Source organism: Ferdinandcohnia sp. QZ13, from assembly GCF_031324165.1.
GTDB lineage: Bacteria > Bacillota > Bacilli > Bacillales > Bacillaceae_L > Ferdinandcohnia.
On sequence record NZ_JAVIVW010000004.1, the window covers coordinates 1 to 7,704 of the forward strand.

Annotated in this window: 9 protein-coding genes and 1 other RNA gene; 3 read left to right on the forward strand and 7 right to left on the reverse strand. The window is 38.4% G+C overall.

Going from position 1 to position 7,704, the window contains the following annotated elements:
• Nucleotides 1-213: 213 nt before the first annotated feature.
• From RGU12_RS13490 to tadA, 7 genes are all read right to left on the reverse strand, one after another.
• On the reverse strand, nucleotides 214-480 hold the full coding sequence (locus RGU12_RS13490; protein WP_116354843.1) for a pro-sigmaK processing inhibitor BofA family protein: 267 nt from the start codon (nucleotides 478-480) through the stop codon (nucleotides 214-216).
• A gap of 147 nt (nucleotides 481-627) precedes the next feature.
• Nucleotides 628-840: a YaaL family protein gene (locus RGU12_RS13495; protein WP_309536575.1), complete on the reverse strand. Its 213-nt coding sequence runs from the start codon at nucleotides 838-840 to the stop codon at nucleotides 628-630.
• 10 nt (nucleotides 841-850) lie between these two features.
• Nucleotides 851-1,447: a recombination mediator RecR gene (recR, locus tag RGU12_RS13500; protein ID WP_116354845.1), complete on the reverse strand. Its 597-nt coding sequence runs from the start codon at nucleotides 1,445-1,447 to the stop codon at nucleotides 851-853.
• A gap of 28 nt (nucleotides 1,448-1,475) precedes the next feature.
• Nucleotides 1,476-1,796, reverse strand: coding sequence for a YbaB/EbfC family nucleoid-associated protein (locus RGU12_RS13505; RefSeq protein ID WP_309536581.1), 321 nt, complete (start codon nucleotides 1,794-1,796; stop codon nucleotides 1,476-1,478).
• Nucleotides 1,797-1,827: 31 nt separating this feature from the next.
• The gene (gene dnaX, locus RGU12_RS13510) at nucleotides 1,828-3,519 is read right to left on the reverse strand and encodes a DNA polymerase III subunit gamma/tau (protein ID WP_309536576.1); all 1,692 of its coding nucleotides are present in this window, start codon (nucleotides 3,517-3,519) and stop codon (nucleotides 1,828-1,830) included.
• Between the two features lie 139 nt (nucleotides 3,520-3,658).
• Nucleotides 3,659-3,923, reverse strand: an RNA gene (gene ffs / locus RGU12_RS13515) — signal recognition particle sRNA large type.
• Between the two features lie 95 nt (nucleotides 3,924-4,018).
• Complete coding sequence (gene tadA / locus RGU12_RS13520; RefSeq protein ID WP_309536577.1) at nucleotides 4,019-4,510, reverse strand: tRNA adenosine(34) deaminase TadA; 492 nt, start codon at nucleotides 4,508-4,510, stop codon at nucleotides 4,019-4,021.
• A gap of 116 nt (nucleotides 4,511-4,626) precedes the next feature.
• On the opposite strand from tadA, the gene RGU12_RS13525 reads away from it, so the two are divergent.
• The 3 genes from RGU12_RS13525 (at nucleotide 4,627) to RGU12_RS13535 (ending at nucleotide 7,659) form a co-directional block, all read left to right on the forward strand.
• The gene (locus tag RGU12_RS13525) at nucleotides 4,627-5,913 is read left to right on the forward strand and encodes a glycosyl hydrolase family 18 protein (protein WP_309536578.1); all 1,287 of its coding nucleotides are present in this window, start codon (nucleotides 4,627-4,629) and stop codon (nucleotides 5,911-5,913) included.
• Nucleotides 5,914-6,347: 434 nt separating this feature from the next.
• Nucleotides 6,348-7,004, forward strand: coding sequence for a deoxynucleoside kinase (locus RGU12_RS13530; protein ID WP_309536579.1), 657 nt, complete (start codon nucleotides 6,348-6,350; stop codon nucleotides 7,002-7,004).
• Nucleotides 6,991-7,659, forward strand: a complete 669-nt coding sequence (locus RGU12_RS13535) for a deoxynucleoside kinase (protein ID WP_309536580.1) — start codon at nucleotides 6,991-6,993, stop codon at nucleotides 7,657-7,659. The genes RGU12_RS13530 and RGU12_RS13535 overlap by 14 nt, the downstream gene beginning before the upstream one ends.
• The last annotated feature ends 45 nt before the right edge of the window (nucleotides 7,660-7,704 follow it).

Below are 7,704 nucleotides of genomic sequence, written 5' to 3' on the forward strand. Positions count from 1 at the left end.
TAATATAACATCCTCACAAAAATAAGTCAACCACTATTTAAAATGTTTTCTTATTCATTTGGTATTCCCTGTGAGGAATATAAATATACACCCGCTTAAGTAGAATGTCAATAAATTATACTAAAATAATTTCAAAAACAATCCTACGCTTTCCTTATTAACTTAATGCGCTCGTTACCAAATAAAAAAAACAAATGAGACCCATTTGTTTTTTTATCCTATAATAAATAAATCTATAATGACGAGTGCAGCTAAACCTGGAAGACCGAGTAGACCAGAAACAGCAGATGTAACTAGATTTATCGGAACATGCAAATCAAATGAAGCTCCAAATGCATTTAAGAAAAATAAAAACAACGCTCCAATTAGAACTTTAACAAATACTTGTCCTACTAGTCGTATGGGCTTTAGAGGAGCTCCCATTAGAAGTACAAGCACGATCAATCCTCCAAGTATTGATATTACAATCTTTGGTTCCAATCAAACCTCACTCCTTCGCACAACTTGTACTACTATTCTATGTGGGCGAAGATTTTTAAGAACCTCTTGTCCTATTTTTATTTAGCAAGCTCTATTAACAAAAAAATCCCACCTTAGGACTCATATTTCCCCTTGGTAGGATTTATTTTATAGAAATACTTTTCGCCTTTTTGCTTCTCTTAATAAAAAGAAGTATTTTGTTTCCGCTACTTTTAGTTCGTTTAAAATGTCATCAGAAGGTTCAATACTTTTTTCAATGAGGTTTTTCTGTCTCATCCATTCCTTCTTTGCGATTTCTAACTGAGTAAAGAGCTTTTGATTAAATTCACTTCGAAGTTTTCCCTTCTTTTTAAAAAGCATAAAAGACCTCCTATAGTTCACGACGTCCTTCAAGCGCCTTGGATAGCGTTACTTCATCAGCGTACTCTAAATCTCCACCAACAGGTAAGCCATGTGCAATTCTTGTAATTTTAATTCCTGTTGGTTTTAGCAGACGGGAAATATACATAGCGGTAGCTTCCCCTTCGATATTCGGATTAGTCGCTAAAATAATTTCTTGTACAGTATCATCCTGAAGTCTTTTGAGTAATTCAGGTATTTTGATATCCTCCGGCCCTATACCATCCATTGGAGAAATAGCTCCATGTAACACATGGTATAAACCATTGTATTCCTTCATCTTTTCCATTGCGATAACATCTTTTGGATCTTGAAGTACACAGATAACGGTTTTATCACGACGTTCATCTTCGCAAATGTAACATGGATCTCTATCTGTTATATGCCCACAATTAGAGCAATATGTGAGGTTTCGTTTCGCATTGACAAGTGCCTTTGCAAAATCAAGCACGACGTCCTCTTTCATATTTAATACAAAAAAAGCCAGACGCACGGCCGTTTTAGGTCCGATACCTGGCAATTTCATAAAGCTATCTATTAGCTTAGATATTGGTTCAGGATAATGCATATCTATCTAAGTCCTTTCAAACCGACGATTAGAACGGTAGGTTCATTCCCTTTGTAAATTGACCCATTGTTTCATTTGTAAGGTCTTCGATTTTCTTTAAAGCATCATTGGTCGCTGCTAATACAAGGTCCTGAAGCATTTCGATATCTTCTGGGTCTACCACTTCTTCTTTAATAATGACATCAATAATTTCTTTTTGGCCGTTTGCTTTTACAGTGACCATGCCACCACCAGCAGTTCCTTCAACTACCTTTTCAGCAAGTTCCTCTTGTGCCTTTTGCATATCCTTTTGCATTTTCTGCATTTGTTTCATCATTTTTTGCATATTTCCCATTCCGCCACCACGCATCATGTTCGTTTCCTCCTTAAAATTACTCTTATTATTCCTTTATTTCAATGAGTTCTGAACCAACGATTTTCATTGCTTCTGCAATAAGAGGGTCTTCAGTATCCTCTGGTCTTTCATCATCATCATCAGTTCGTTGCCCACGGATAAACTCTTCTCTAATTTTACCCCATTCATCATCTGGTACACCAATCATTTCAAACCTATGTCCAGTTAATCCAGAAAGAATATTTTCGAGATTTTCTTTTACTTCTGGATTTTCAGATGCCATTTTACAATGGATTTCATATTTAAATTTTAACACAAAAGCATTGGTAGAAGCTGCAACAGGCTCACTTTCGATTAAAAGGGCTGCGTGCGATACTTTGTTTTGAGTGCGAAGCTGGTCTAGCATATCGCCCCATTTTCCTTTTAATAAGTCAAGATTTTGTCTTGTTGCACTCTTTAATACCTCATTAATTCTCCCGACTGGTGTCCTATAGCCATTTCTTGATGACTTTTGAGGACGTTTTTCGGCTGGCTTGGCATCCTGTGGATGGGCTGCCACACCTTTTTCTTTAATAGCTGTAAGTTCAGATTCTAACCTATTTATTTTATTCATCAAGCCTTCAATCTGTGGCAATGACTCTAGAGATTGCTGTTGCTCCATTTGGGTAAGCTTCACTATCGCTACTTCTAGAAAAATTCTAGGATGATTCGTCCACTTCATCTCTTGTTGCGCTCGATTTAAAATATCAATGGTTTCGTATATTTCAGACCCTTGTATACTTTTTGCAAGTTCAGTAAAGTCTTCATCGACTAAGACCCGCTCCAATACTTCTTCTAACTGAGGGGCAGTTTGATATAAAAGCATATCCCTATAGTAAAAGATGATATCTTCAATAAAGCGCATCGGATCTTTCCCATGGTCCATCATTTCATCCAATGTCTTTAGAGCCGTTCGAACATCACGATCGCGAATTGCTCTGACCACATTCGTTAAAAAGGATTGCGAAACAGCTCCCGTAATCGTTAGAACATCCTCAAGCTTAACCTCTTCATCACTAAACGAAATCGCTTGGTCAAGTAAGCTTAAGGCATCCCGCATACCACCTTCAGCTGCCCTTGCAATTACATAAAGAGCTTGTTCATCAACTTTTACATCTTGTTCAGCTATAATCGTTTTCATTCGTCCGACGATTGCTTGTGTGGTAATGCGACGAAAATCGAAGCGTTGACATCTAGAAATAATCGTTAATGGAATTTTATGCGGTTCAGTCGTTGCTAAAATAAAAATAACATGTCGTGGAGGTTCCTCCAATGTTTTCAGTAAGGCATTAAATGCTCCAATTGAAAGCATATGAACTTCGTCAATGATGTAAACCTTATACCGTACTGCGCTTGGAGCATACTTCACTTTATCACGAATATCCCTGATTTCATCGACACCGTTATTCGATGCAGCATCGATTTCAATCACATCAGCAATTGAGCCATCTGTAATTCCTTTACATGCCGCACACTCATTACATGGTTCAGCTGTAGGAGAGTGCTCACAGTTGACTGCTTTCGCAAAAATTTTCGCAGCACTTGTTTTTCCTGTTCCCCTAGGTCCTGAAAAAAGATAGGCGTGTGAAAACTTCTCTTGAAGAAGGGCATTCTGCAAGGTTTTTGTAATATGTTCTTGTCCCACCACATCATGAAAAGCTTGTGGTCGAAAGACACGGTATAATGCTTGATATGCCATTGGTTTTGCCCCTCCTTCTTATCGTCCATTTCCTATTATACAGGAAGTGAATATTCTGTACAAAGTGATTATACCATTATGAAAAATAATAATAAAAAAACCCACCCGAATGAGTGAGTTGTTTTATGTAGTATAACTGCCGTGCACCTTCCGTCGAATAGTTACCCCAGGCGTTACTCAAGCAGTTAGCTCGGTCCAGGCAACCCTACGGCACATGGGAGAGTCCGCTTACTGCTGCTTCCTTCCGGACCTGACAGGGTTCACGGGTTCCCATTGCGTAGGACCCAGACGTCAACACCACTTACTTGAGTCAGACCCTACAATAACTACCCTCTATGAAGGGATTCGGCCTCGCTAGAGCGGATTGCGAGTACAGGGCACCGCTACCTCCCCGCTTAGCACGGCAAAATTGATACCAAATTGTTAGGTGTCTTTGTGACACATCCTTAGTATAAAGGCTCAGCCAAAAAAAATCAATCAATACCAACTGTAAGTTTTTTCAAATTGTACCAGTCGACGTTTTCTTTCCTTCTTTCTTCTTCCTTCTGATCTCTTTGAAAAATGTGCTTAACAGCTGTCCGCACTCTTCTTCACAGACACCTGAAATAACCTCTGCTTGATGATTAAATCTTTGTTCCTGTAAAAGATTCATCAAAGTTCCTGCACATCCACCTTTCGGATCTTTTGCACCGTATACAACCCTTTTCACCCGGGATAATACAATCGCTCCTGAACACATTGCACATGGTTCGAGCGTGACATACAAAGTTGCGTTCTCTAATCTCCAAAAACCAGTTTGTTTACATGCTGCATCAATTGCAAGTAGCTCTGCATGTGCAATTGAGCGCTGCTGTGTTTCACGAAGATTATGGGCTGTAGCAATCACTTCGTCATTTATAACTAGGACGGCACCTATAGGTACTTCATCTATCGCTGCTGCCTTTTTTGCTTCTTCAATCGCTAATTTCATATAATACTCATCAGACTTCATCGGATTAAATACTCCCTTACATGGCAATTAGGCACTTTAACCAAGCATTATCTTCCCTTTTCTCTCATAGAGTAATAAAGGTGTGTTATCTAGATTGTAGAATGAGGAGGTCAAACATGCAAATTCATGTTGTAGAACAGGGACAATCCATATCTGGAATTGCACAAGCATATAGCACAACGGCCGATGAAATTGTTCGTGCAAACCAAATTCCTGAACCTAATAACTTAGTGGTCGGTCAGGCTATGGTTATCCCGATTGTTGGTCAGTTTTACTGGGTGCAACCTGGTGATAGTCTTTGGTCCATTGCCAATAAATTTGGAATTAATTATCAGCAATTAGCACAAACAAACCAAATTCCACCTAATCGACCACTACAAGTTGGACTTAGACTCTATATACCGGAACGTCCGAAACGAAATGCAGAAATCAATGCTTATGTTGAACCATTAGGTTCTTCAGTAAGTCCCGCTCTTGAAAGAAGTACACGACAAGCAGCTCCATACTTAACCTACTTAGCCCCTTTTAACTTTCAAATACAACGAGACGGCACTTTAAAGGAACCCTTGTTGAATAATTTTCCAAGTATCGCAAAAGGACAAAATGTGACATTAATGATGGTTGTTGCAAATTTAGAAAACGGTCAATTTAGTGACGAATTAGGTAAACTAGTCCTTAATAATGAAAATATCCAAAATAAGCTCTTAAATACAATCGTACAAACGGCAAAGAAATATGGTTTCCGAGATATTCATTTTGATATGGAATTTTTACGTCCCGAAGACCGCGAGGCCTATAATAATTTTTTACGAAAAGCGAAGCGGCGCTTTGGTCAAGAGGGCTGGCTTCTTTCAACAGCACTTGCTCCCAAAACCAGTGCCGAGCAAAAAGGAGATTGGTATGAAGCCCATGATTATAAAGCACATGGCGAAATTGTCGACTTTGTCGTTATTATGACGTATGAGTGGGGATATAGTGGCGGACCACCGATGGCGGTATCACCAATTGGCCCAGTTCGAGAGGTTCTTGAATATGCCATTTCTGAAATGCCAGCATCTAAAATTATGATGGGGCAAAACCTCTATGGCTATGATTGGACACTTCCATTTGTTCAAGGTGGCGAGTACGCAAAAGCTGTAAGCCCACAGCGAGCAATTGAAATCGCAAAGCAAAATAATGTTCCAATTCAATATGACACAAAAGCACAAGCACCTCACTTTGACTATACGGACTCAGCCGGAAAGCAGCATAAAGTTTGGTTTGAAGATGCAAGAAGTATCCAAGCAAAGTTTGATTTAATTAAAGAATTAAATTTACGAGGAATTAGTTATTGGAAGCTTGGACTTCCATTCCCACAAAACTGGCTTTTGATTACAAGCAATTTTAATGTTGTAAAAAGATAGAATCCTTCTAAGGAACCCGATTATGCGGGTTCCTTTTATTTTTCGGTATTAAAGAGCAAAAACTAAGAACGCTACATCCTTTTGACTTCAAATTTTCCCAATTTGTTTTTTCGACAATACCTAACAATCTTCATCGTACCTATGATAAAATAATCCTTATCTGTGCAATTTAACTTTATTCAACACAAGTTCCTATTGGACATAAGAATGGAATTATATATACAAATATGCGCGGTATTTAAGTTATAGCTGAATAAAGTTAAAGCCTCCGGCGGATGCCACGATTTTTCAAAGGAAACTTTTCGAGCAGAAAGTTCAAAGACTAAAAGCGCCACTTCCTGTGGCAACGTCTTTATAACCCACATCCTGTGGGCCTAAAAATCGGGCGCAAATACGCCAAGGCGCATTTGATTAGATAAAAAGGGGGACACGAGATGGGTAGTAGGATTCCTTTTGTTACTGTAGAGGGTCCAATCGGTGTTGGAAAAACCTCTCTCGCTAAGGCGATTTCAGAACGCTTCGAATTTGCCTTACTTAAAGAGATAGTCGATGAAAATCCATTTTTGGGGAAATTTTATACTGATATTGATGAGTGGAGCTTTCAAACAGAAATGTTTTTCCTCTGTAACCGATATAAACAACTTGAAGACATTAAGCATTTTTTCCTACAAAAAAATCAACCGGTTGTTGCGGATTATCATATATTCAAAAACCTAATATTCGCTGAACGTACATTGAAAACACATCAGTTTCAAAAATATCTTCAGATTTACAAAATTTTAACGGCAGATATGCCTGTTCCGAATGTCGTAATCTATTTACATGCAAGTCTTGATACTTTATTAGAGCGGATTGAAATGCGTGGCAGGGACATTGAAAAAAATATAGATCCTGCATACTTAAGTCAATTAAGCCGTGATTATGAGCAATTCATGACAGAGTTCGAAAAATCCCATCCAGATATTCCTGTCATTCGATTTAATGGGGACCAAATTGACTTTGTCCAAAATAAAGAAGACCTTAATCAGATTCTATCCAAAATAGATGACATCATTCTTGAAAAAGGAGTTAGACATAATGAATTTGCGTAATAAATATGATATCCCCAGTAACGCAGTGATCACCGTTGCTGGAACCGTTGGCGTGGGGAAATCTACCATGACAAAGGCCTTGGCCGATGCCCTTGGATTTAGAACCTCTTTTGAAAAAGTAGATACAAATCCATATTTAGATCGGTTCTATTCTGATTTTGAAAGATGGAGCTTCCACCTTCAAATCTATTTCCTAGCTGAACGTTTTAAAGAGCAAAAGAAAATCTTCGAATATGGCGGAGGATTTATCCAAGATCGTTCCATCTATGAGGATACAGGCATTTTTGCAAGAATGCATTACGAAAAGGGAACAATGGCACCTGTTGACTATGAAACCTATACCAACCTCTTCGATGCAATGGTGATGACACCTTATTTCCCTCATCCGAATTTATTAATTTATCTTGAAGGTAGTCTTGATGATATAATTAGTCGAATTCATGAACGTGGTAGACCAATGGAGCAGCAAACACCGATTTCCTACTGGGAAGAAATGCACGGTCGATATGAAAAATGGATCAATAATTTTAATGCTTGCCCAGTTCTTCGATTAAACATTAATGAGTACGATATTATGAAGGATGAAAGTTCAATTGAACCGATTATCGCGAAAATATCAAGTTTCATTAGACAAACAGAACTTTTAAAAAGCTAAAAAAGACCCCTTTTGAGTGACAATCTCAATAGGGGTTCTTTTTTG